Below are 22,082 nucleotides of genomic sequence, written 5' to 3' on the forward strand. Positions count from 1 at the left end.
CGAATAACGAATATTGAACAAGGAATGTCGACCGCCGAAGGCAGAGGCTGGAGGAACGACAGCAACGGAGCGAAGTGAAGTGGCAATGCTGAAATTTATACATAGCCGGAGTTCTCGATTCATTATTCGGTGTTCTGCGGTTCTTCTGTTCGCTGGCAGCGCCGCTGCCGGCGGGCTGCCGTTTCCTCTGAACGAGCGGCTGGATTACCGTATTTCGTGGAACGGCATTCTGGTGGCGTGGTCGACCTCAACGACCGGCATGATTGAAACGAACGGAACGAACTACGTTTTCGTGCGGGTGGAAACCCAGACCTATCCTATTTTTGATGTTTTTTATCGGGTGAATGACCTGCACGAATGTCTGCTCGATCCGGAAACGCTTCTGCCGGTCCGCTTTGAAAAAAATATGCGGGAAGGGCGCTCGCGATACCACGACGTGACCACCTTTGATTATGCCAACGGCGTCGCCCGGTTCGAAAATGTGGGTGCCGGTACCGTAACCAATGTGCCGATCAGCGCGGACACCCGCGACTATCTCAGCTTCATGTATTTCATGCGCGGTCAGGAGCTGACGCCCGGCAAAACCACGACGCACCATGTGCTGGCCGACGACAAGGTTTACGAGGTGCTGGTTCATGCGGGGGAAATCGAAAAGATCGGGCTGTCGAATTATCCGGACGTGCCGAGCCTGCAACTTGATCCGGAGGCCGCATTTAACGGGTTGTTTGTCCGCTGCGGAAAAGCTACGCTTTGGGTGTCACGGGATCCGAGGAGGCTTTTGACCTGTATGAAAGCCTGGGTTCCGTTCGGACGCGTCACAGTAAGACTGAACGACGTCTCCGGTGACGGAAACGATTTTTGGATTACGAAGAAAGAAAATGATGTCAAAAACGAAAACTAGCCGCGTGATCGGAGTGATACCGGCGCGCTGGGCCTCCACGCGGCTTCCGGGTAAACCGCTGGCGATGATCGCGGGCAAGCCGATGATTCAGCGCGTGGCGGAACAAGTGGTAAAGGCCAAATCGCTGTCGGCGGTTCTGGTCGCTACCGACGATCAGCGCATTATGGATGCTGTGGCTTCCTTTAAAATTCCCGGCGTGAAAGCCGTTATGACCCGCGCCGATCATCCGTCGGGCACCGACCGGATTGCCGAAGCCGTCGCGAACGAAAAGTGCGACGTGCTGATCAATATTCAGGGCGACGAGCCGCTGATGGAGCCAGAACTGATTGACCGGCTGGCCGAAGTGATGCTTTCCGGCGACTGGGATATGGCCACCGCCGCCGCGCCGATTAAAACCGAAGCCGACTTGAAAAATCCGGCCGTGGTGAAAGCCGTTTTCGCCCGCGATGGGCAAGCACTCTATTTTTCCCGCTCCGTCATTCCGCACGTCCGCGACGCCGGAACCGATGCGACCGGCGCGCACTGGCGGCACATCGGCATTTACGCCTACCGCCGCGACTATCTTTTAAAACTGGTGGCGGAGCCGCCGTGCCGGCTGGAAAATCTGGAGAAACTGGAACAGCTCCGCGCGCTCTACATCGGCTGCCGGATGAACGTTTTGCAGGTCGAGGATGTCGGTATCGGAGTCGACACGCCGGAAGATATTTTGAAAGTCGAATCTATCCTTGCGTCGGGGAAAATTAATTCATGAAACTAGCTGTTGTTTACCAACACTGAAAGGAGCGAAATGGAACATTCCGGATTTTGGAAACGTGTGGTTGCTTACCTAATTGACATTATTCCAATTACGTTGCTGGTGATCGGTATCTTTTACTTTTATTTTGGCTTTGATGATGCAATTCGTGCGTATTTCGCCAACAAAGATGATTTAGATGCAAAACTCCGCTTTTATAGATTCAAAGGACTTGTTCGCGACATGTCGTTTTTTTGTTGGCTCGGGTACTGTCTTTTCATGGAATCAAGTCCACTTCAAGGTACGCTGGGTAAGTATTTTCTTGGCATGAGAGTCGTCGATTCCAAGGGTGAAACGTTATCTTTTACAAAGGCTTTGGTTAGGACTCTCATGAAAGTTATTTCGTACGTTGTGCTTGGCGCCGGATTCCTATGGATCGCATTCACAAAACAAAAACAAGGATGGCACGACAAGGTTGCGAAGACATTTGTGATAAATACTAATTCAATAATCGGGCGGAATGATCGGGGAATTCATTATCCGGAATCAAATATCAGAAGACGTCGGATATAGAGGCCGTTTTAGATGACACCGACTGTACAGAATGCGATAGCGCGACCTGATTATCAGGTTGAGCTTTTGTTTGATAACGGCGAGAAGAGGCTGTTTGATATGACGCCTTATTTGGACTGCGGGGTTTTTGCTGAACTGAGAGACCGGAAACTTTTTGAAACGGTTCATGTGAGCTTCGACGCAGTTGAGTGGGAAAACGGCGCGGATTTGTGTCCGGAAGTGCTTTATGAGAAGAGCCGTCCGGCGGAACAGATTATGATTGCGGCGGAAGAGCCAGAAATTTACGGGAGAAAAAATGACTAAAGTGGTGAATGTGAACGGGGTGAAGTTCGGCGGGAATAATCCGCTGGCACTGATTGCGGGGCCGTGCGTAATTGAGAGTCGCGAAGGGTGCATGGAGATTGCCGATAAGCTGGTGAAGATGGCGAAGCGCCTGAATATCCCGCTGGTGTTTAAGGCGTCCTACGACAAGGCGAACCGCACGTCGATTAACGCTTACCGCGGGCCGGGCATCGCCAAAGGGCTCGAAATTCTGGCGGAGATTAAAGCCAAGTACAACGTGCCGGTTCTGACGGATGTTCACAGCATTGAGGAAATCCATATCGCCTCTAAGGTGGTGGATATTATTCAGCTTCCTGCGTTTTTGATCCGCCAGACCGATATCGTGGTGGCGGCCGGCGAAAGCGGCGCGGTGGTGAATGTTAAGAAAGCACAGTTCGCCGCTCCGTGGGATATGAAGAATGTGGTGAAGAAACTTGAGTCGACCGGCAATACGAAGATTATGCTGACCGAGCGCGGCGCGTCGTTCGGCTACAACACGCTGGTGGCCGATATGCGCAGTCTGGTAATTATGCGCGAGATGGGCTATCCAGTGATTTTCGACGCGACGCACTCCGTGCAGTCTCCCGGCGGGAAGGGCGATTCGTCCGGCGGCGACGGACGGTTTGCCCCGTATCTGGCCAAGGCTGCGGCGGCGGTCGGCGTGGACGGTATGTTTATTGAGACGCATCCCGATCCGTCGAAGGCGCTGTCGGACGGTCCGAATATGATCCCGACGGGCGAACTGGCCGCTTTGTGGAAAAAACTGAACGCAATCAATGAGGTGAAGTAATGAAATTATCCAGACCATGGGGAATTTTAACTGCGGCTTGTGCGCTGGCGCTCCCGGTGCTGGCCCAGCAGGATTTGAATATGGAAATTTCCGGTTTCCGTGTGCCGGAATATGACTCTCAGGGCGTGATGACCTCGCAACTGTTTGGCGATCGCGCCGAGGTGGAAGGCGGCGGTGAAGTGAAGATTACCGGTCTGCGCGTGGAGTTCTACAAAGCGGGCAAGACGGTGGTGACGGTGACTTCGCCGTACTGTTTTTATAATCAGAAAACCCGCGAAGCCCATTCCGACGCGCCGGTGGCCGCCGATATGGAACGGCTGAAGATGACCGGTCGCGGATTTCTGTTGCAGGCCAGCAATAGTACCGTCCGGGTGTTCGACGACAGCCGCGTGACGATTAAAGACGCGATGAAACAGGTGGTGGCGGATGCGGCGGCAAATGTCGCCAGTAATACAGAAACCGTGATTACCTCGAAGGAGCTGTTCCTCGACTATAAAGCCCGTAAGGCCCGGTTTGAGAAAAATGTGCACGTCAAGGACGTGAAGATGGAGATGTTTTGCGATAAGCTGGAAATTCAGACCGGATCGGACAATCAAATTGACTGGATCGGCGCATCCACCGGCGTTAGAATCTTGAACGAAGGACGGGAAGCTCTCGCAGGGAAAGCAACCTATGACGCGAAAACCGACGAATTTTTGCTGGAAGATAATCCGAGACTGGTGGACGGACGGAATATGCTCATGGGTGAGCAGATTCGCTTTTGGCGGACGAACAAGCGTATGGTGTGCTCTCCATCAGCCCGGCTGGTCGTCTATTCCGACAAGGGTATGAAAACCGATTTTTTTGGGAAGTAAAATGGAAGAAACCTATTTAGTCCGGACCGAAAAACTGGTTAAGAGCTATCGCGGCCGTACCGTAGTGAACGGCGTGGATGTCAATGTCCGTCCCGGCGAAATCGTCGGACTGCTCGGCCCGAACGGCGCGGGTAAGACGACAACGTTCTACATGGTGACCGGCCTGATTCAGCCGACAGCAGGCGAAGTCTGGTTCAAAGACCGCAACGTTTCGCATGTTCCCATGTACAAACGGGCCCGCATGGGTCTTGGCTATCTTTCGCAGGAGCCGTCGATTTTCCGTAAACTCACAGTGCAGGAAAACGTCATGGCGATTCTGGAAACTCTGCCGATTTCGGGTCGCGAACGTCGCGAGCGGCTGGAGTTTCTGCTGAATGAACTCAAGATTGCTCATCTGTCCAAGCAGCGCGCCTATACGCTTTCCGGCGGCGAGCGTCGTCGTCTGGAAATCACCCGCGCGCTGGTGACCAATCCGTCGCTGATTCTGCTCGACGAACCGTTCAGCGGCGTCGATCCGCTCGCGGTTTATGAAGTGCAGGAAATTATCAAAGACCTGCGCTCAAAAGGACTCGGCGTGCTGATCACCGACCACAACGTGCGCGAAACGCTGGCGGTGGTGGATCGCGCCTATCTGATGTGCGAAGGCAAAGTGCTCCGCGAAGGGGCCAGCTCATTTTTGGTTAACGATGAGATGAGCCGCGAACTCTATCTGGGCCCGCGGTTCAGTATGTAACGAAAGGAGAAGCTCATGCAGGTACATATCACAGGAAGACACGTAGAGATATCGGACGGAATCCGGGAGCATATCTACGGCAAGGTCGAGCGGACTCTGATCGATTTTCCGCGCGTCGAGGACGTGCGCATTATTCTGGAATTGCAGAAGCTCGTGCATACCGCTGAAGTGCTGGTGCAGGGCAAGAAAATCCACGTAGAGGGCAAAGCGTCTTCGGAGAACATGTACACTTCGATTGATGATGCATTGACCAAGGCGGAGAGTCAGTTGCGCAAGCAGCACCAGAAGGTGCAGGATATTCATCATCATCCGGCGAGCTAAACGAAAGCGGTTGCTGTGGCGATTACACTGAAAGAACTGCTGGATCACGGAGTCGAACGCCTTTCACTGGAACTGGTGTGGGGCGAAGGGCGGCTGGATCGTCCGATCGAAGAGAAGGCAATCAACCGGCCCGGCCTCGCGCTGACCGGGTTCTTTCAGTATTTCGCCCAGCGCCGTCTGCAGGTTTTCGGGCTGGCGGAATTCACCTATCTCAAAAGTCTGAGTACTGAAGAACGCGAAATCCGCCTGCGCGGTATTCTGGAAAAAAATGTTCCCGCAATCATTATTTCCCGCAATCGCAACCCGCTTCCAGAGTTGCGGGCTTTGTGTGAGGAATACGAAACGCCGTTGCTCCGTTCTGCGATGATCACCAGTCACTTCATTAATGAATGTACGCTGGTGCTGGAAGAGCTGACGGCGCCGCATGACCGGGTTCAGGGCACCATGCTTGAAATTATGGGAATCGGCGTTCTGCTTCAGGGGCAGGCCGGAATCGGTAAAAGCGAAACCGCTCTTTCGCTGATTGGGCGCGGCTACAGTCTGGTTGCCGACGATGTAACCGAAATGGTGCGCGCCGGCGGACGCGTGATGGCTTTTGCCCATGAACTGACACGCTACCACATGGAAATCCGCGGCGTCGGCATTGTGCATGTGCCCAGCCTGTTCGGTGTATCGGCGATTCGACGGGATGCCATACTCGACATGGTGATCAATCTTCATCCGTACACGAATGACGCGGAAGAAGACCGCACAGGCCTCCAGCCGACTGAAATTGAAATTCTAGGTATCAAAATTCCCTATTTTTCTCTGCCGGTCAGCTCCGGACGCGACATGGCAAATATTGTTGAAGCCGCCGCGTTAAACTATAAACTGAAATTGCTTGGGCATGATGCGGCTAAAGAGCTGGATGAAAAACTGATCGGAAACTTTCTTCGTAAGGCGGCGCGATAATGGCAGACCAAAAAACCATTTTAAGGGAATTTGAGGTGCTGAATAAATACGGCATCCATGCCCGGCCGGCCGCTCTGCTGGTGAAAACCGCCGGAAAATTCTCGTGCGATATTTTTATCGGACAGAAAGGCGCTGAGGAAGTCTCCGCCAAAAGCATCATGGGTCTGCTCACCATCGAAGGGTATCAGGGCGCCCGGATCATCGTGCGCGTTGTCGGCTCGGATGCCGAAAAGGCTCTGGCCGAAATTGCAGAACTCTTCGAGAAAAAATTCTTCGAGGACTAACGTGTCTGAAATAACTACATCTTCTCCCGGCGAGCTGGTTCTGCGGGGCGTTGGTGTGTCGCCCGGAGTGGTGATCGGCGAAGTGGTGGTATTCGCCCAGGAAGGCGCGGCGGTTCCTGAACGGGTCATCGGCGAACAGGATGTGCCGCTGGAAATCGCCCGCTTCGAAGAAGCTCTCATCAAAACCCGCCACCAGATATCCGGAATTCAGCGCAAGGTCGCCGAGGCGCTCGGAGAAAAACATGCCAGCATTTTTGATGCGCATCTGCTGGTCGTGGATGACCGCTACTTTGTTGAAGAGGTGATTCGCGAACTGCGCGAACAGCACCGTAATGTCGAAGCGGTTCTTCGCAAAGTCGCTGACCGCTACATTGAAATGCTCAGCCGTGTCGATGACGACTATCTGCGGGAGCGCGTCGCCGATGTGCGGGACGTTACCCGCCGTATCAGTACCAATCTGGCTGGCGAGCGGATGAATCGCATGGATCAGCTTGAACGGCCCTGTATTGCCGTTGCGCGTGACTTTTCGCCGTCAGACACCGCCAGTATAAACCGCAATATTGTGCATGCGCTTGTCACCGATCTCGGCAGTGCCACATCGCATACGGCGATTATGGCCCGCGCATTGGAAGTGCCTGCCGTGGTCGGCCTGCGTGATATCAGCGCGCAGATCAGCTCCGGCGAGACGGTGCTGGTGGACGGCAGCAAAGGACTGGTGATTGTTCGTCCAACCTCCGAACGTCTTCTGGCCTACGCGCAGAAAGCGGAAGAACATAAACTGATCCTTTGCGAACTGGAGACGCTCAAAGACAAGCCGTCGGAAACCAAAGACGGTTACTATGTTCCGATCGCAGCGAATATCGAACTGCCGGCTGAAATTTCAGGGATCAGTAAACACGGAGCCAAAGGGATCGGCCTTTTCCGCACCGAGTTTCTGTTTCTCAATGAAGACGGGATTCCGGATGAAGACGAGCAGACCCGGGTTTACAGCGAGGCCGCCGACCAATGCGCACCCGACAATGTTGTGATCCGGACACTCGATCTGGGCGGCGACAAATTTTCATCCAGCGTAAAAACAGCACACGAGATGAATCCGTTTCTAGGTTTCCGCGCCATCCGGTTCTGTTTGGCTAATCCGGCATTTTTCAAGGTGCAACTGCGCGCCATTCTGCGCGCCGCCGCCGGACGAAATATTTCCATGATGTATCCGATGGTTTGCTGTCTCAGTGAAGTGATTCAGGCCAATGGGATACTTGAAGAATGCCGGCAGGAACTGAAAAAAGCGGGGATTCCCTGCGCCGAAAAACTGCCGGTCGGCGTCATGATTGAAATTCCTTCTGCTGCGCTCACCGCCGACCTGATTGCGCCGCATGTCGATTTTTTCAGCATCGGCACCAACGACCTGATTCAGTACACGCTGGCCGTTGACCGGGTGAACGAAAACGTCTCCCACCTCTACATGCCGACCCATATTTCTATCCTCAAGCTCATCCGCCGGACGGTGATGGCGGGGCATGCACACCGGATTCCGGTTGCCGTCTGCGGACAAATGGCTGCCGCACCGGAACTGGTGCCGCTGCTCATCGGACTCGGCGTAGACGAACTCAGCATCAGTCCGCCGTCGGTTCCGATGATTAAAGATGTCATCCGCAATCTGCACTATTCAGAGTGCCGCACGCTGGCCAAAGAGGCTTTACAGGCCGGTGACTGCGATGATGTGATTGCGAAATGCCGTGCACTGCTGCAAAAAACGTCGCCGGAAATTCTTGAGTTGATCAGCTGAAGCGGGTACATTCTCTCGAAATCCATTCATCCGGATAAACGAATTGATAGAGAGGAACCCGCGCTATGAGTAAGATCCGTGCCGACCATGTTTTCACATCTGAATCCGTCTCCGAAGGCCATCCCGACAAAGTCTGCGACCAGATATCCGACGCCATTCTCGACGCCTGCCTTGCGCAGGATTCCAAGAGCCGCGTCGCCTGCGAAACGCTCGTCAGCACCAATCTGGTCGTCAACGCCGGTGAAATCACCTGCTCAGGATGGGATAAAATCAATCCGGAAGCCATTGCACGGCGGGTAGTCCACGACATCGGCTACGACCGCAAAGAGCTGGAATTCTGCTCGGAAACCTTCACCTACATCGGGCGCCTGCATGAGCAGTCCCCTGACATTGCTCAAGGGGTGGATGAGGGGCGCGGACTTTTTCTGGAGCAGGGCGCAGGCGATCAGGGTATGATGTTCGGCTATGCTTCCGACGAAACCGCAGCGCTGATGCCGGCACCGGTTTACTACAGCCACCTGCTGCTCGACGAACTGCAGAAAATCCGCAAGGCCGGAACCATTCCGTATCTGCGGCCCGACTCGAAATCACAGGTTTCCATTCAATACGTTAACGGCCAGCCGCACCACATCACTTCCGTTGTGGTCTCGCACCAGACCGCCGATGTTCCGCTCGAAACAATCCGTAAAGATCTGATTGAAGTGGTTCAGCAGGTTCTCGGCCCGACCGGTCTGCTCAAGAACAACGTCGAATATTTCATCAATCCGACCGGAAAATTTGTTATCGGCGGCCCGCATGGCGACGCCGGACTGACCGGTCGTAAAATCATTGTTGATACCTACGGCGGCGTCGGCAGCCACGGCGGCGGCGCATTCTCCGGCAAAGACCCGTCCAAAGTGGACCGTTCCGCCGCATACTACGCCCGCTATGTCGCCAAAAACATCGTCGCCGCCGGTCTGGCGAAAAAATGCGAAGTTCAGGTGGCCTATGCCATCGGCGTTGCCAAACCGCTCAGCATCAACGTGGACACCTACGGTACCGGTAAGCTCGAAGACAGCCAGCTGGAAGCCATCGTCTCCTCCGGAAAAATCTTTGATTTCCGCCCCGCCGCGCTCATCAAAGAGCTGGGACTTCTCACGCCGAAAGGCTGGAGCTACCGCGACACCGCCGCCTACGGACACTTCGGCCGTTCGCAGTTCCCGTGGGAAAAAACCTGCAAAGTCGAAGCGCTCAAAGCCGCCGCGAAATAGTTTGGTTTTTGCGGTTGATTCACTATCCGGCACACAGTACATTCTGCGCTTCCTTGAAGCACCCATAGCTCAATTGGATAGAGCATCTGACTACGAATCAGAAGGTTACAGGTTCGACTCCTGTTGGGTGCACCAGTTAAAAAGCCCTGCGAAAACAGGGCTTTTAGCTTTTCCGGTTCGATGTTCCGGTTATCCGGCGCAAATGGTTTTACCTTTGTAGCCGAGGTCCTTGACCTCGGTTCCGCGATCATGGATCGCGGCTACAATTCTCCGCGCCTTTGCGAGAAATCTTTTATTGAATGCAGGCGACGATGGAACCATCATAAGCGGCTTTGACGGAGGAGCCGGGCGGAACGGTGAGAAAGTCCGCGCTGTTCCAGTCGCCGTTGACCAGTTTGCGGATGAGGGTCATGTCGCCGGGGACGGTTTCAAAACTCCAGTCGTGTTCATCGGCTTTCTGTCGCGCGGTCTGTTCCATGTCCGGCGGTTCGACGCCCATCGGAATCCAGGCGAAGTGGCTGTAGTTGCGGGTTCCCTGGCAGAGTGTTTCGTAAAGATATTCGGCGTTGTCTTCGCCGTATTTTTCAACCATCTCTTCCATCGTCAGATTCATGCCGAGCTGCGCCTGTACGGAAAGATCGGCCAGATCGCCGGAAGTTTCGCCGCGCTCCAGCCAGCCGCTGGTAAGGAAGTAGGTGCCGGGATGCGTGTCGAAGTAGTCGCGGTAGCGGTCGCGTCCGCCCATAAACAGCGTGATGCAGTCGTGCGCCCGCGGCAGAATCAGCGGACAGTTGCGGGCGCGGACGCCGACCAGTCCGTTATTGCAAAGTCCGTAGCCGAGCAGGATGGCGTCGTAGGTTCCGTCAACGGCATCAATGGCTTCCTGCATCTTGACCGGCATCTGGCCCGGCGGCAGATCGTGCAGTCCTTTTGGCAGAAAGGTGATGTCGACGCGGTGCGGGCTGACGGCGACCGCCGCGCACATTTCACGGTAAAAAATTTCACAGCTGATCAGTTTCAGGTTCATAACGTAAATTTTAATCGCCTCGCAGAGATACAGAGGTCGCAGAGTTTCAATTAAATTAAAGTCTCCTCTGCGTTCTCAAACTCTCTGCGAGGAATGAACTCTTAGTTTCTTGGCGATGGCGTCCATGGCGAGGCGGGCGGTGGAGAAGGCGGCCTGTAAATTATAGCCGCCGCTCGGGCCGTCGATGTCGAGGATTTCACCCGCGAAGAAAAGCCCCGGAACTTTTTTCGATTCCATGGTGCGTGAGTCGACTTCATTGAGCGCGATGCCGCCGACGGTGACCATCGCTTCTTTGAGCTGGCGGACGCGGAGAGGATTGAGCGTCCATTTCTTGCCGTTTAGTTCGACTTCGAAGCTGTAGTTCTTGAGATCGCGTCGCGCGATGATCCGGCTGGCGTTGGTGACTGCCGGTCCGCCGATGCCGTATTTTTCGATTTCCAGAAATCCTTCGGTCGTGGCGACGGCTTTTCCGCCGACCATGATTTTCAGGACGACGTTCGGAATACTGCGCACCGGATTGGCGTGAATCCATGCGGGCGGCATATCGAATCCGGCGAGGCCGGGGCGGTACGGCGTGACTTTGTGTCCGAGCGACGCGGCCATTTTCTGTCCGTCGCCGACGGAGCCGGTTTTCGGATAGCTGACGCCGCCGGTGGCGAGCAGAAGCGCCCGCGAAGTGAGTTCGACGCTATCGGTTTTGACCAGCCATTCGCCGGTTTGCAGCGGAATGATTTTATGCACGGCGCTGTTGAGCATGATGCCGATGTTGTATTTCGCCAGCAGGTCGGTGAAAAGGTGGTGGACGTCGGATGCTTTTTCGCTGGCCGGATAGACCCGCTTGTCGCGCTGCATTTTTGTGACCAGTCCGTTTTTATGGCACCACTCGCGCAAGGCGGACGGCGGAAACGCCATCAGCGCCGGTTCGAGGAACGGGGCGACCGGATCGCCGTAGTCGGCCAGCATTTCTTTGACGGGCAGGGCGGAGGTGATGTTGCAACGGTTGTTGCCGCACATCAGCAGTTTGCGTCCCGGCTTCGGACAGCGTTCTAGAATGACGGTGCGGATTTTGCGTTCGCCCGCGTTGACGCCGGCCATAAAGCCCGCCGCTCCGCCGCCGATTATTATCAAGTCAGTTGAGGTCATAAATTTTTCTTAATGTAGGACAGCCATCCTGGCTGTCTAGACAGGCTGGAAGCCTGTCCTACTTTTGTTGGCTGGCTTCAGCCAGCAGTTCTAGTTTTTCGAGCGCGGCGCCGGAGTCGATGGATTCGGCGGCCAGTTGAATTCCTTCCGGCGGAGTCTTGGCTTTTCCGCCCGCCATAATCGCAAAGGCGGCGTTGAGCAGAACGATGTCGCGCTTCGCTCCTTTTTCTTTACCGGCGAGAATCGCCCGGACGATTTTGGCGTTTTCCGCCGGTTCGCCGCCGGTGATATCGGCGGTACAGGCGGGCGGCAGTCCGAGTCCGGCGGGCTGGACTTCGTAGGTTTCCAGTTTGCTGCGGCGGATTTCGGTGACGAGGCTGGTCGTGGTCGTGGTGATCTCGTCGAGTCCGTCATTACCATGGACGACGAAAAGGTGGCTCGCGCCGAGCTGGGCGCAGGCGTCCGCGATGACCGGAACCAGTTTGGAGGAGAAGACGCCGAGTACGCCGTTTTTGACTCCGGCCGGATTGCAGAGCGGGCCAAGTATGTTGAAGAGGCTCCAGAAGCCGAGTTCTTTGCGCGGCGCGGCGGCGTATTTCATGGCCGGGTGCAACGCCTGCGCGAAAAGGAAGGCAATGCCGATCGTTTCGAGGCATTCTTCCATTTTCTGCGGGCTGTACTGAAGGTTGATGCCGAGTTCGGACAGTACGTTGGCGGAGCCGCATTTGCTGGAGACGCCGTAGCTTCCGTGTTTGGCGACGGTAACGCCTGCTCCGGCAGTAACGAAGGCGGCGGCGGTGGAAATATTGAAGGTATGCGCGCCGTCGCCGCCGGTTCCGACGATATCCACGGCGTTCGGGTCGTCACAGCGGATTTTGACCATATTTTCGCGCATGGCCTGCGCGGCTCCGGCGATGATTTCCGGTGTTTCGCCGTGCATGCGGACGGCGGCGATAAATCCGCCGATCTGCGCCGGAGTCGCCTCGCCCTTCATGATGGTCATGATGGCCCGGTATGCCTCGTCACGGGCGATAGTTTTACCTTCTATCAGGGCTTGAATGGCATCTTTGATCATTGGAGTCCTTTTTGAACTTGTCCGGTTTTTTGGAGAGCGTATCATCCGCCTCTAATATTTTCAAAGAGGAACACCATGTCTATTTCACCGTTTGCCTGTACCAGTCCCGACGACGAAAAAGCGATGCTCGCCTCGATCGGCGCGAAGACATTCGACGATCTTTTCGCCCACATTCCGGCGGAGTTTCAGTCGGATCAATTCAATCTGCCGGAAGGCCTCTCCGAAATGGAAATGATGCAGCAGATCCGTGCTATCGCCCGGAAAAATTCGTCAGACCTCACCAACTTTTGCGGTGCCGGATTTTACGACCACTTCATTCCCGCCGCCGTCAATTCGCTGACGTCGCGCGGCGAGTTTTTCACGGCCTACACGCCGTACCAGCCGGAAGCGGCGCAGGGCACCTTGCAGGCGATGTTTGAATACCAGACCGCCATCACGCGCCTGACCAACATGGAAGTTTCCAACTCGTCGCTTTACGACGGCGGTACCGCGCTGTTCGAAGGAATGATGATGGCGCTGCGCATTACCAAGCGCAACCGCGTGCTGGTCGACGAAGGCGTCAGCCCGATCTATCGCACCATGCTTTGCAGTTACACCCGTAACCTCAAAATCGAATACCGCGAAGTTCCGCTTTCCGGAGGCGTCGCCGACCGCGCCGCCTTTGCCAAACAGCTCGACGGTACCGTCGGCGCGGTGCTATTGCAGAATCCCAACTTCTTCGGCTGTCTCGACGACCTGACCGATGTGATTGCTCAGGCGCACGGTGCCGGTGCGATTGCGGTGGTATCGGCTTATCCGATCTCGCTCGGCGTTGTCAAAACGCCTGGCGAAATGGATGCCGACATTGTTACCGGCGACGGCCAGAGTCTCGGCCTGCCGCTGTCGTTCGGCGGACCGTACCTCGGCTTTATGGCGACGAAGAAAAAATATGTCCGCAATATGCCGGGCCGTATCGTCGGCGCGACCACGGACGGGCAGGGGCGGCGCGGTTATGTGCTGACACTGCAAGCCCGCGAACAGCATATCCGCCGCGAAAAGGCCGCTTCCAACATTTGTACCAACATGCAGCTCTGCGCGCTCCGCTCGGTCGTTTATCTTTCACTGCTCGGCAAACACGGCTTTACCGATGTCGCCCGCCAGTGCATGGATCGCGCCGGTTATGCCTGGATGCGCCTCAAAGCGATCAAAGGAGTCGAGCCTTTGTATGATCGTCCGTTCTTTAACGAGTTTGCCCTGAAACTGCCGAAAGACGCCGGTGAAGTGGTGAGCGACTTGATCAGCGAAGGCATCGCCGCCGGGTTCCCCGCCGGACGCTACTACCCCGGCATGGAAAACGTTCTGCTTTGCGCCTTCACCGAAAAGCGCACGAAAAAAGAAATTGATATTTTGGCCGCTAAATTGGAGTCAGTGCTGTGAAATTGATTTACGAGATAAGTTCAAAAGGTCGCGGTGGAGTACGGATTCCGGAAGACCGGATTTCCGAACACGACATCATCAGTAAAAACCTGCTGCGCGCGGCGCCCGCGGAACTGCCGGAGGTTTCTGAAAGCGAAGTGGTGCGGCACTACACCAAGCTGTCGCGGCTGAATTATTCGGTCGATACACACTTTTATCCGCTTGGCTCCTGTACGATGAAGCATAATCCGCGCGCCTGCGAAGCCGCCGCGTCGCTGCCCGATTTGTGCGACACTCATCCGCTCTGGCCGCAGCTGCGCCACGGCGGACTGCTGACGCAGGGCTCGCTCCAGATTCTTTACTCGCTGGAGCGCATGCTTTCCGAAATCACCGGCCTGGCCGAGTTCACGCTCCAGCCGATGGCCGGCTCGCACGGCGAGCTGACGGCGGTGATGATGATGGCGGCTTATCACCGCGACCGCGGCAATAAGAAGACGCACATTATTATTCCTGACTCGGCACACGGCACCAATCCGGCCAGCGCGGCGCTCGGCGGTTACGCCGTGGTGACGATTCCGTCAGACGCCAGCGGCGATATGGATATCGAACTGTTCAAAGCGGCGCTTAATGACGAGACGGCTGGCGTGATGCTGACGCTTCCCAGTACGCTCGGTGTGTTCAATCCGAAGGTGAAAGAAATCATCAAAGCGGTTCACGCGGTGGACGGTCTGATGTATTACGACGGCGCGAACTTTAACGCCATCATGGGCCGTATCAAACCCGGCGAGCTGGGCTTCGATCTCTGCCACTTGAATCTGCATAAATCGTTTTCGACGCCGCACGGCGGCGGCGGTCCCGGCACCGGTCCGGTCGGCGTTTGCGAAAAACTGCGGCCATACCTGCCGATCTCGCGTGTCGCCAAAACTAAAGACGGAACCTACACACTCGATTACGATTTCCCGAAGAGCATCGGCTACATCGCGCCATTCTACGGTAACTTCGCCATTCTCGTCCGCGCCTACGCTTATCTGCTGATGCTCGGACGTGACGGCCTGCGTGCCACCAGCGATCGCGCCGTGCTCAACGCCAATTATGTGCAGGAAAAGCTGCGTCCGTATTTTGCGGCAGTCACTAAGGGCCGCTGTATGCATGAATGCGTCTTCAGCGGTAAGACGCTGGGCGAAGGCGTTCATACGCTCGATCTCGCCAAGGCACTGCTTGACCGCGGTTATCACGCGCCGACGATTTACTTCCCGCTCAACGTGCCGGAAGCCATTATGATCGAGCCGACGGAAACGGAAACGCGCGAAACTCTCGATGCATTCTGCAAAGACATGATCGAGATTTTTGAGCTTTCTAAAACCAATCCGGAGGCCGTGCACGCCGCGCCGATCACCACGCCGGTCGGTCGCCTCGACGAAGTCGCCGCCGCCAAGAACATGGAGCTGACGTTTCAGTGAAAGCAGGACAGGCATCTTGCCTGTCCAGACAGGCTGGAAGCCTATCCTACGTTGGGAGTTGAGATGATAAAGCATATCGTTATTTGGACGATGAAGCCGGAGACGGCGGCGGAACAGAAAACGGAAATGAAAAACCGGCTGGAAGCGCTGGCTGGAAAAATTTCCGCGCTTCGAAAAATCGAAGTCGGGATCGATCCTGATAACGGCACGATGTCGCTCTATTCCGAGTTCGCTTCCGAAGATGATCTGATTGTCTATCAGATGCATCCCGACCATCAGGCGGTTGTTGGATTTGTAAAGCCGCTCGTGGCGGGCCGGGTCGTTTGCGATTATTTAGCGTAGGACAGGCATCTTGCCTGTCTGGACAGGCTGGAAGCCTGTCCTACATTAATTATTCCCCCAGCGTGTGTTCGGCGATCCGGTCAGCGTTGCATTCTTTGTCCGGCATCGTGTTTTCAGATTTTCTGCCTGCATAGCCGTTTGCGCCGACATCGACGATGGCGATGTCAACGCCTACTTCAAATTCCGGCGCGACCTCCGTCATTTTTGAATGCCGTCTGGATGAGGCGTCGAATTTGTCGTAAAGCGGAACCATGATTTCATAGGTAAGTGTCTTTCCGCTCAGCGTAATAGCGACGGACGCCGGATTGTGCATCGGGAACGGATTGACGTTTGCCAGCTTCTTCCACGCGGCGGTTTTGTTTTTTGCCAGGCCGAAGATGTAGTGCTGTGCGCTGTTTTGAAGTTTTGAATAGTCGTTCGGCTGACTGCCGGTGTCGCCGCGTATGAAGAGTTCGATGCAGTCCTGCGCGTTGGATCCGACGTAGCTGTCATGCAGAAGCAAGCTGGAATCATCGTAGCGAACGGCAATGTAAAGGAAACCGTCATCGTTCCACCGGAGGGCCCACTGTGCATTGGAAATATTTTCCGGATTACCGTCCAGAGTCTGGGTCAGCGGCGTCCACTTAATTTGTTTCCAGTCATCCAGATTGCCGTCGATGCGAATTCGCCCGGCTTCCCGAATGTCTTTCGGCGTTCCGGTTTCGGCGTGAGAAACGCCAATGAGCAGGGATGGAATCAGAAATAATATCTGCGGTTTCATGGCGGCCAGAGTAGGGCGGTTTACTTGAAAAGAAAAGAACGATCAGCCGGATCGTTGCCTTTTGCATCCGGGTTGGGTAATGATTCTTCGCAATGGAAACGATAACCAGTCTGCAGAACGAACGCGTAAAGCGAATCATTAAACTTCAGCGCAAAGCCTCGGTGCGGCGCGCGGAGGGGCTGACAGTGATTGAAGGGGCTCGCGAAGTTTCACGGGCGATTGAAAACGGATGGCAGCCGGTTGAATTGTGGTTCTGTCCTGAACTGGGCGCCGAGAAACCGGGAGACGCGGGATATTTCCAGTGCTCCCGCGCGGTATTTGAAAAAATATCCTACCGCGAAGGTCCGGACGGCGTGCTGGCGGTCGGCCCGCTGGTCGGAAAGACGCTTGCCGATCTGAAGCTGCCGAAGAATCCGCTGATCCTTGTCGCCGAAGGACTGGAGAAGCCGGGGAATCTCGGTGCGCTGCTGCGTACTGCCGACGGTGCCGGAGCGGATGCGGTGATCGTGTGTGACTCAGCGACCGATCTGAATAATCCGAATGTGATTCGCGCCAGCATCGGCACGCTGTTTTATCTGCCGGTCGCCGAGGCAACTTCGGAAGAGACGATTTCGTTTCTGGAAGAGAAAGGCGTCAAAGTTCTTTCGGCGGTTCCGGATGCCAAAACGGTTTATACAGATGTCGAACTGACCGGGCCGGTCGCGATTGTTGTCGGCGCGGAAGACAAAGGACTTTCCGATCAGTGGAAAACGGTAGCCGGTTTAAACGTGAGCATTCCAATGCTTGGGAAAAACGATTCGCTGAATGTCTCCGTTGCCGCAGCGATTCTTCTCTATGAGGTCGTTCGCCAGCGTAGTAAATAGAAACGGCTGGCTTATGTCGGCAGCTTGGAAAATCAGTTAAGCCATTCTGGCGCGCTTAAGCGTTTGAAATTCTGCGGCTGTATGGTACAAATTGTCCCTGTTTAACGGAGAGTTTCCCTGTGAAATCAAAGTTTTTGGACAAATTGATTGATCGTCTCGACCGGATGGATGCTGACAGCGTTCAGACTCAGTTTTTGCATCTGGCGCGCGAAAAGGGGTTGCTGGAAACCATCTTTCAGGCGATTCAGGAAGGGATTGTCGTTGTCGGGCGCGGCGCACGAATTCGCTACGCCAACCGGACGGCGGAAGCGTTGTTCGGCTTTAAGCTCGAAGCCGCCGAGAACCAGCCGATTTCCCGGTACATCCGCGACATCGACTGGGAAAAGGTGCTCAGTCTGGACGGCGACGAGTGGGAAAAGCTGGTTCGCCGCGAAATCGAAGTGACTTATCCGGATCACCGTTTCGTTGAGTTTTATGTAGTGCCGCTTTCGGCGGTGGAAATGAAGGAGCAGGGTGCGGTGGTGATTTTTCGCGACGTGACCCGCGAACGGGCGACGACCGCCGAATCGATTGAGTCGGAGCGGCTGAAAGCACTGACGTTGCTGGCAGCGGGCGTGGCGCACGAAATCGGTAATCCTCTCAACGCGGTGACGATCCATTTGCAACTGATGGAACGCGAGCTGGCGGAGCTGGATAATTTCGAAGTGCGCGAGAGTCTGAAGGAGCTGGTCGAGGTTTCAAAACGTGAAGTCCATCGCCTCGACCGGATCATTACGCAGTTTTTGCGGGCGATCCGTCCGTCACTGCCCGACCGCAAGCCGGTGCAGATGGAACGATTGCTGGACGAAACGCTGGAACTGATGAAGCACGAGATCGGAAACCGCCGTATTCTTGTGGAGCGCGCGCAACCGGAGCATATTCCGTCGGTTCCGGCCGACGAAACACAGGTGAAACAGGCGTTTTTTAATCTCATCAAGAACGCGATTCAAGCCATGGACGATGGCGGCATTTTGAAGATCGGCATCGACGTATCGCCGCGTTTCGTGAGCCTCTGCTTTGCCGATAACGGGCCGGGTATTACGCCGGAAAATCTCGGCGCGATTTATGAAGCCTATCACACAACCAAGGCGACCGGTTCGGGGCTTGGTCTGATGATTGTACAACGGATTCTGCGCGACCACGGCGGCGAGATTGAAATTTGCAGCACGCCGGAACGCGGCACGGCTTTCACGCTGCATTTTCCGCGCGACGATGTGCGGATGTCGCTTTTGGAAGCTCCGAAGAAGGAAAATTAAGGAATGAATGCGAAGCCGGTAGTTTTAATTGTAGATGACGAAAAGAACACTCGCGAAGGGCTGGCGCGGGCGTTGCGCCGTTCGTACGACGTGCTGGTGGCGGAGAGCGGCACGGCCGCGTTGAATATTCTGAGCGAAAAACCGGTGGATGTGATGCTGAGCGATCTGCGGATGCCCGGCATGGACGGGATGACGCTGATGCAGCGCGCGCTGGCCGGTTCGCCGCAGTTGATTTGTATTTTGCTGACCGCCTACGGAAATATTGAGACGGCCGTGGATGCGATGCGTCACGGCGCGACCGACTTCCTGACGAAGCCGGTGAATCTGGAACAGCTGGAAATGGTTTTGCAACGCGTCCTGCGTTCACGCAGTGCGGAGACGGAAAACCGTCAGCTTCACGAACAGCTGGACAGCAAATTCGGAATGGAAAACATCATCGGCAATTCGCCGGAGATGCAGCAGGTGTTTGACACCGTGCGGCAGGTGGCGGTGTCGCGGGCGACCGTGCTGATTCAGGGCGAAAGCGGAACCGGCAAGGAACTGATTGCCAAAGCGATTCACCGGCTGAGTCCGCGTAAAAATGGAGCTTTCGTGCCGGTACATTGCGCGGCGCTTTCCTCGACGCTGCTGGAAAGTGAATTGTTCGGTCACGAAAAGGGCGCTTTCACCGGCGCGGCGGAACGCCGTAAAGGGCGGTTTGAACTGGCGGATGGCGGCTCGCTGTTTCTGGACGAAATCGGCGAAGTGGATGCCAGTGTTCAGGTGAAAATTTTGCGCGCACTGGAAGAACGGCGCTTTGAGCGCGTCGGCGGGCAGGAATCGATTGATGTGGATACGCGGCTGATTGCGGCGACGAACCGGGATCTCAAGAAGATGGTGGCGGATGGAAAATTCCGCGAGGATCTCTATTACCGCCTTTATGTGGTGGTGATTCATTTGCCGGCGTTGCGTGAGCGCAGGAGCGATATTCCGCTGTTGCTGAAACATTATCTGGACGTTTTCAACCGCGAAAACGGACGCACGATTGAAGGCTTTTCTCCGGATACCCTCGATTTATTAATGGCCTACCGCTGGCCGGGCAATGTGCGCGAACTGCGTAATGTGGTTGAGCAGATGGTCGTGCTGTCCCGTTCGCAGCGGATTAGTGTGCGCGACCTTCCGGCGCATATCCGCGAAACGGGTGTTTCCGGCGGAACGGTACAGGTGGCGGGCGGTTCGCTGGAGGATCTGGAAAAAAAGGCCATTCAGCAGGCACTGAAAGAGGCGGGGGGAAACCGTACGAGGGCCGCCGAAAAACTGGGCATCAGCCGGCGCACATTGCACCGTAAGATTACGGAGTACGGCTTTACCGAAGTTGAATGAGTTTAAGATTGAAGAACCAGAAGTGTTCAAGGATGCTTTGAACACTTTTTACCTGAGAGGGAGAACACTATGGCAAAACAACAGCAACCCTTTGAATCGACCCTGCAGGATCTTGTTTACAGTGTCGATGCGGGCTTGGGTCTGAAGATTATCCGCACGACTCTTTTCTGCCTTTTTGTTGTTGGGTTGATCATCATTTTTACAGCCCGCCAGTTTCGCGGCTTTGATACCGAAGCGGCCATGGATTATGCACAGCTGGGGCGGAATCTGGCCCAGTCCAACCGCTACATTACACAGTGCATCCGTCCGGTGACGATTGCGCAGGTTTCTGCTCACAGCTTTGACGGCGATGCGCGAATTGACCGCCATCCTGAACTCTTTAAACCGCCGCTCTATCCGGCGCTTCTGGCGGCGAATTTTAAATTTTTCAAACTGGTCGGCGTTGATCTATTCCCGGCCAGCACAGCATTTCAGGGAATGCGCATCTATCCTGCGGAGCAGTGGGTTATTGTGCCTCTGCACCATCTTTTTACTGCGCTGTCAGGTCTGTTTCTTTACCTGTTAGGGCGGAAACTTTTTTCTCACAGGATCGGACTGTTGAGTGTGCTGACTTATTTTCTGAGCGCGGTGGTCTGGCAGGACAGCATTCAAGGGACCGGGATTCCGATCCTTGTGTTTTTTGTTCTTGGCTCGAGCTACTTCGCTCTTTTATCCATGATTCACCGGCGTGAACGGAAGCCGCTCTGGAACTGGATGCTGCTTTTCAGTCTCTCGATTCTTTTTTCCGCCGCCTCTTTTTTGACGCATTATGCGGCGGTCGCCGTGGTTCCCGGACTGACACTGTTTGTTTGGATGATGGGGTCAAAGACACAGCGCGGCGGACATCTGGCCTTCTTTTACATATCACTGGTGTTCCTGATCGTATCGCCATGGCTGTTGCGGAACTATCAGCTTTCCGGATCACCGTTCGGTCTGGCGGCCCACACGGCACTGATCGGTTCGGCGGCGTACCCCGAAGATTCGCTGGTGCGGACGCTGAAGCCGACATTCAACCTGATGTCTGACTTTGGCATGGCGAAAGCCAAGTGGTCTAAAAACTTTGCCGAACTCTACGAAAACGGATTCACCTCTATGGGCGGCGGACTGCTGATCGCCTTTTTCATGGTGACGTTTTTCTACCGCTTTGTGCGAGTGCCTGTGCACAACCTGCGCTGGGGGATCGGGCTGTCAATGGTTCTCTTTTTTATCGGCGCCGGTTTCTTTGATAAGGAAACGCTCCGGCTCTATCACATTTTCTGGCCGTTTGTGATTCTCTACGGTCTGGCCTTTTTCTCGATTCTGCTCGATCGCCTTGATTTGAGCATCCAGCTCTACAAAGTCGGACTGACCACGCTGGTGATCGGGCTGACTGCACTCCCGCTACTGGTCACAATTTTTCTTTCTCCGGCACCGGGTCTTCCATACCCGCCATACTATGCTCCGTTTGTTATGCGTGTGAGCGAGCTGCTTAAACCCAATGAGATCATGTGCACCGACATGCCGTGGGCAACGGCATGGTACGGAAAGCGCACGTCAATTCTTTTGCCGAAGACGCTCGACGATTATTATGAAATCAACGACTACCGCAAATACATCAGCGGACTTTACATCACCACGCTCACCAAAGACCGGCCTTTTGTTTCATCGCTGCTCGAAGGATCTGAAAAAACATGGCTGCCGATCACCATGGGCCGCCTTCCTCCGGACTTTCCGCTGAAGCAGGGGTTTGCCCTCAACAAGCAGGATCAGCTCTTTCTGACCGACAGCGTTCGGTGGGGCGCGGATCAGGTTCGACCTCCCGATGGCGGCGAGCAGAAAAGCAAATAA

At 55.2% G+C, this 22,082-nt stretch carries 23 protein-coding genes and 1 tRNA gene; 20 read left to right on the forward strand and 4 right to left on the reverse strand.

Going from position 1 to position 22,082, the window contains the following annotated elements:
* The first annotated feature begins 85 nt into the window (after positions 1 to 85).
* The 13 genes from HOO88_09760 (at position 86) to HOO88_09820 (ending at position 9,629) form a co-directional block, all read left to right on the forward strand.
* Positions 86 to 901 (forward strand): DUF3108 domain-containing protein, encoded by an 816-nt coding sequence (locus HOO88_09760; GenBank protein NOU37039.1) that lies wholly within the window; start codon positions 86 to 88, stop codon positions 899 to 901.
* Complete coding sequence (gene kdsB / locus HOO88_09765; protein ID NOU37040.1) at positions 882 to 1,652, forward strand: 3-deoxy-manno-octulosonate cytidylyltransferase; 771 nt, start codon at positions 882 to 884, stop codon at positions 1,650 to 1,652. The genes HOO88_09760 and kdsB overlap by 20 nt, the downstream gene beginning before the upstream one ends.
* A gap of 36 nt (positions 1,653 to 1,688) precedes the next feature.
* Entirely contained in the window at positions 1,689 to 2,207 is a 519-nt protein-coding gene (locus HOO88_09770) for an RDD family protein (protein ID NOU37041.1), read from the forward strand.
* A gap of 12 nt (positions 2,208 to 2,219) precedes the next feature.
* A complete protein-coding gene (locus tag HOO88_09775) occupies positions 2,220 to 2,510 on the forward strand; it encodes a DUF2442 domain-containing protein (protein ID NOU37042.1) in 291 nt (96 codons plus the stop codon).
* Positions 2,503 to 3,318 carry a 3-deoxy-8-phosphooctulonate synthase gene (gene kdsA, locus HOO88_09780; GenBank protein ID NOU37043.1) on the forward strand — a complete coding sequence of 272 codons (816 nt, stop codon included), beginning with the start codon at positions 2,503 to 2,505 and terminating at the stop codon, positions 3,316 to 3,318. Before HOO88_09775 ends, kdsA begins: the two co-directional genes overlap by 8 nt.
* Positions 3,318 to 4,172, forward strand: a complete 855-nt coding sequence (locus tag HOO88_09785) for a hypothetical protein (GenBank protein ID NOU37044.1) — start codon at positions 3,318 to 3,320, stop codon at positions 4,170 to 4,172. Before kdsA ends, HOO88_09785 begins: the two co-directional genes overlap by 1 nt.
* A 1-nt stretch (position 4,173) precedes the next feature.
* The gene (gene lptB, locus HOO88_09790) at positions 4,174 to 4,905 is read left to right on the forward strand and encodes an LPS export ABC transporter ATP-binding protein (protein ID NOU37045.1); all 732 of its coding nucleotides are present in this window, start codon (positions 4,174 to 4,176) and stop codon (positions 4,903 to 4,905) included.
* Positions 4,906 to 4,920: 15 nt separating this feature from the next.
* A complete protein-coding gene (gene raiA / locus HOO88_09795; GenBank protein NOU37046.1) occupies positions 4,921 to 5,226 on the forward strand; it encodes a ribosome-associated translation inhibitor RaiA in 306 nt (101 codons plus the stop codon).
* Positions 5,227 to 5,241: 15 nt separating this feature from the next.
* Positions 5,242 to 6,177 (forward strand): HPr(Ser) kinase/phosphatase, encoded by a 936-nt coding sequence (hprK, locus tag HOO88_09800; protein NOU37047.1) that lies wholly within the window; start codon positions 5,242 to 5,244, stop codon positions 6,175 to 6,177.
* Positions 6,177 to 6,461: an HPr family phosphocarrier protein gene (locus tag HOO88_09805; GenBank protein NOU37048.1), complete on the forward strand. Its 285-nt coding sequence runs from the start codon at positions 6,177 to 6,179 to the stop codon at positions 6,459 to 6,461. The genes hprK and HOO88_09805 overlap by 1 nt, the downstream gene beginning before the upstream one ends.
* 1 nt (position 6,462) lies before the next feature.
* Complete coding sequence (gene ptsP / locus HOO88_09810; protein ID NOU37049.1) at positions 6,463 to 8,244, forward strand: phosphoenolpyruvate--protein phosphotransferase; 1,782 nt, start codon at positions 6,463 to 6,465, stop codon at positions 8,242 to 8,244.
* A gap of 65 nt (positions 8,245 to 8,309) precedes the next feature.
* Positions 8,310 to 9,494: a methionine adenosyltransferase gene (locus tag HOO88_09815; GenBank protein NOU37050.1), complete on the forward strand. Its 1,185-nt coding sequence runs from the start codon at positions 8,310 to 8,312 to the stop codon at positions 9,492 to 9,494.
* A gap of 58 nt (positions 9,495 to 9,552) precedes the next feature.
* Positions 9,553 to 9,629: transfer RNA gene (locus tag HOO88_09820), tRNA-Arg, on the forward strand.
* Between the two features lie 157 nt (positions 9,630 to 9,786).
* Here the strand turns inward: HOO88_09820 and HOO88_09825 are convergent.
* The 3 genes from HOO88_09825 to trpD all read right to left on the reverse strand — a co-directional run bounded on the left by HOO88_09825 (position 9,787) and on the right by trpD (position 12,739).
* Positions 9,787 to 10,521: a DUF1638 domain-containing protein gene (locus HOO88_09825; protein ID NOU37051.1), complete on the reverse strand. Its 735-nt coding sequence runs from the start codon at positions 10,519 to 10,521 to the stop codon at positions 9,787 to 9,789.
* 75 nt (positions 10,522 to 10,596) lie between these two features.
* Entirely contained in the window at positions 10,597 to 10,962 is a 366-nt protein-coding gene (locus tag HOO88_09830) for a hypothetical protein (protein NOU37052.1), read from the reverse strand.
* Positions 10,963 to 11,722: 760 nt separating this feature from the next.
* Positions 11,723 to 12,739 carry an anthranilate phosphoribosyltransferase gene (trpD, locus tag HOO88_09835; GenBank protein NOU37053.1) on the reverse strand — a complete coding sequence of 339 codons (1,017 nt, stop codon included), beginning with the start codon at positions 12,737 to 12,739 and terminating at the stop codon, positions 11,723 to 11,725.
* A 75-nt stretch (positions 12,740 to 12,814) separates the two neighbouring features.
* Here trpD and gcvPA point away from each other — a divergent pair, with 75 nt between their 5' ends.
* The 3 genes from gcvPA (at position 12,815) to HOO88_09850 (ending at position 15,936) form a co-directional block, all read left to right on the forward strand.
* Positions 12,815 to 14,155: an aminomethyl-transferring glycine dehydrogenase subunit GcvPA gene (gene gcvPA, locus HOO88_09840; protein NOU37054.1), complete on the forward strand. Its 1,341-nt coding sequence runs from the start codon at positions 12,815 to 12,817 to the stop codon at positions 14,153 to 14,155.
* Positions 14,152 to 15,594: an aminomethyl-transferring glycine dehydrogenase subunit GcvPB gene (gcvPB, locus tag HOO88_09845; protein NOU37055.1), complete on the forward strand. Its 1,443-nt coding sequence runs from the start codon at positions 14,152 to 14,154 to the stop codon at positions 15,592 to 15,594. Before gcvPA ends, gcvPB begins: the two co-directional genes overlap by 4 nt.
* Before the next feature lie 63 nt (positions 15,595 to 15,657).
* On the forward strand, positions 15,658 to 15,936 hold the full coding sequence (locus HOO88_09850; protein NOU37056.1) for a Dabb family protein: 279 nt from the start codon (positions 15,658 to 15,660) through the stop codon (positions 15,934 to 15,936).
* 49 nt (positions 15,937 to 15,985) lie between these two features.
* Here HOO88_09850 and HOO88_09855 read toward each other — a convergent pair whose 3' ends face one another.
* A complete protein-coding gene (locus HOO88_09855; GenBank protein ID NOU37057.1) occupies positions 15,986 to 16,696 on the reverse strand; it encodes a hypothetical protein in 711 nt (236 codons plus the stop codon).
* Positions 16,697 to 16,788: 92 nt separating this feature from the next.
* Here HOO88_09855 and HOO88_09860 point away from each other — a divergent pair, with 92 nt between their 5' ends.
* From HOO88_09860 to HOO88_09875, 4 genes are all read left to right on the forward strand, one after another.
* Positions 16,789 to 17,559 carry an RNA methyltransferase gene (locus HOO88_09860; protein ID NOU37058.1) on the forward strand — a complete coding sequence of 257 codons (771 nt, stop codon included), beginning with the start codon at positions 16,789 to 16,791 and terminating at the stop codon, positions 17,557 to 17,559.
* Between the two features lie 119 nt (positions 17,560 to 17,678).
* Positions 17,679 to 18,854 carry a PAS domain-containing protein gene (locus tag HOO88_09865; protein NOU37059.1) on the forward strand — a complete coding sequence of 392 codons (1,176 nt, stop codon included), beginning with the start codon at positions 17,679 to 17,681 and terminating at the stop codon, positions 18,852 to 18,854.
* Positions 18,855 to 18,857: 3 nt separating this feature from the next.
* Positions 18,858 to 20,216 carry a sigma-54-dependent Fis family transcriptional regulator gene (locus HOO88_09870; GenBank protein ID NOU37060.1) on the forward strand — a complete coding sequence of 453 codons (1,359 nt, stop codon included), beginning with the start codon at positions 18,858 to 18,860 and terminating at the stop codon, positions 20,214 to 20,216.
* 69 nt (positions 20,217 to 20,285) lie between these two features.
* Complete coding sequence (locus HOO88_09875) at positions 20,286 to 22,082, forward strand: hypothetical protein (GenBank protein ID NOU37061.1); 1,797 nt, start codon at positions 20,286 to 20,288, stop codon at positions 22,080 to 22,082.

Source organism: Kiritimatiellaceae bacterium, from assembly GCA_013141415.1.
GTDB lineage: Bacteria > Verrucomicrobiota > Kiritimatiellia > Kiritimatiellales > Tichowtungiaceae > Tichowtungia.

Excerpts from the sequence above, each read along its gene's own strand:
- gcvPA (NOU37054.1), top strand. The coding sequence starts at position 12,815 with ATGTCTATTTCACCGTTTGCCTGTACCAGTCCCGACGACGAAAAAGCG.
- kdsA (NOU37043.1), top strand. The coding sequence starts at position 2,503 with ATGACTAAAGTGGTGAATGTGAACGGGGTGAAGTTCGGCGGGAATAAT.
- raiA (NOU37046.1), top strand. The coding sequence starts at position 4,921 with ATGCAGGTACATATCACAGGAAGACACGTAGAGATATCGGACGGAATC.
- HOO88_09870 (NOU37060.1), top strand. The coding sequence starts at position 18,858 with ATGAATGCGAAGCCGGTAGTTTTAATTGTAGATGACGAAAAGAACACT.
- HOO88_09860 (NOU37058.1), top strand. The coding sequence starts at position 16,789 with ATGGAAACGATAACCAGTCTGCAGAACGAACGCGTAAAGCGAATCATT.
- HOO88_09775 (NOU37042.1), top strand. The coding sequence starts at position 2,220 with ATGACACCGACTGTACAGAATGCGATAGCGCGACCTGATTATCAGGTT.
- HOO88_09785 (NOU37044.1), top strand. The coding sequence starts at position 3,318 with ATGAAATTATCCAGACCATGGGGAATTTTAACTGCGGCTTGTGCGCTG.
- lptB (NOU37045.1), top strand. The coding sequence starts at position 4,174 with ATGGAAGAAACCTATTTAGTCCGGACCGAAAAACTGGTTAAGAGCTAT.
- HOO88_09760 (NOU37039.1), top strand. The coding sequence starts at position 86 with ATGCTGAAATTTATACATAGCCGGAGTTCTCGATTCATTATTCGGTGT.
- HOO88_09815 (NOU37050.1), top strand. The coding sequence starts at position 8,310 with ATGAGTAAGATCCGTGCCGACCATGTTTTCACATCTGAATCCGTCTCC.
- HOO88_09850 (NOU37056.1), top strand. The coding sequence starts at position 15,658 with ATGATAAAGCATATCGTTATTTGGACGATGAAGCCGGAGACGGCGGCG.
- HOO88_09805 (NOU37048.1), top strand. The coding sequence starts at position 6,177 with ATGGCAGACCAAAAAACCATTTTAAGGGAATTTGAGGTGCTGAATAAA.
- HOO88_09770 (NOU37041.1), top strand. The coding sequence starts at position 1,689 with ATGGAACATTCCGGATTTTGGAAACGTGTGGTTGCTTACCTAATTGAC.
- HOO88_09855 (NOU37057.1), bottom strand. The coding sequence starts at position 16,696 with ATGAAACCGCAGATATTATTTCTGATTCCATCCCTGCTCATTGGCGTT.
- kdsB (NOU37040.1), top strand. The coding sequence starts at position 882 with ATGTCAAAAACGAAAACTAGCCGCGTGATCGGAGTGATACCGGCGCGC.
- trpD (NOU37053.1), bottom strand. The coding sequence starts at position 12,739 with ATGATCAAAGATGCCATTCAAGCCCTGATAGAAGGTAAAACTATCGCC.
- HOO88_09875 (NOU37061.1), top strand. The coding sequence starts at position 20,286 with ATGGCAAAACAACAGCAACCCTTTGAATCGACCCTGCAGGATCTTGTT.
- HOO88_09825 (NOU37051.1), bottom strand. The coding sequence starts at position 10,521 with ATGAACCTGAAACTGATCAGCTGTGAAATTTTTTACCGTGAAATGTGC.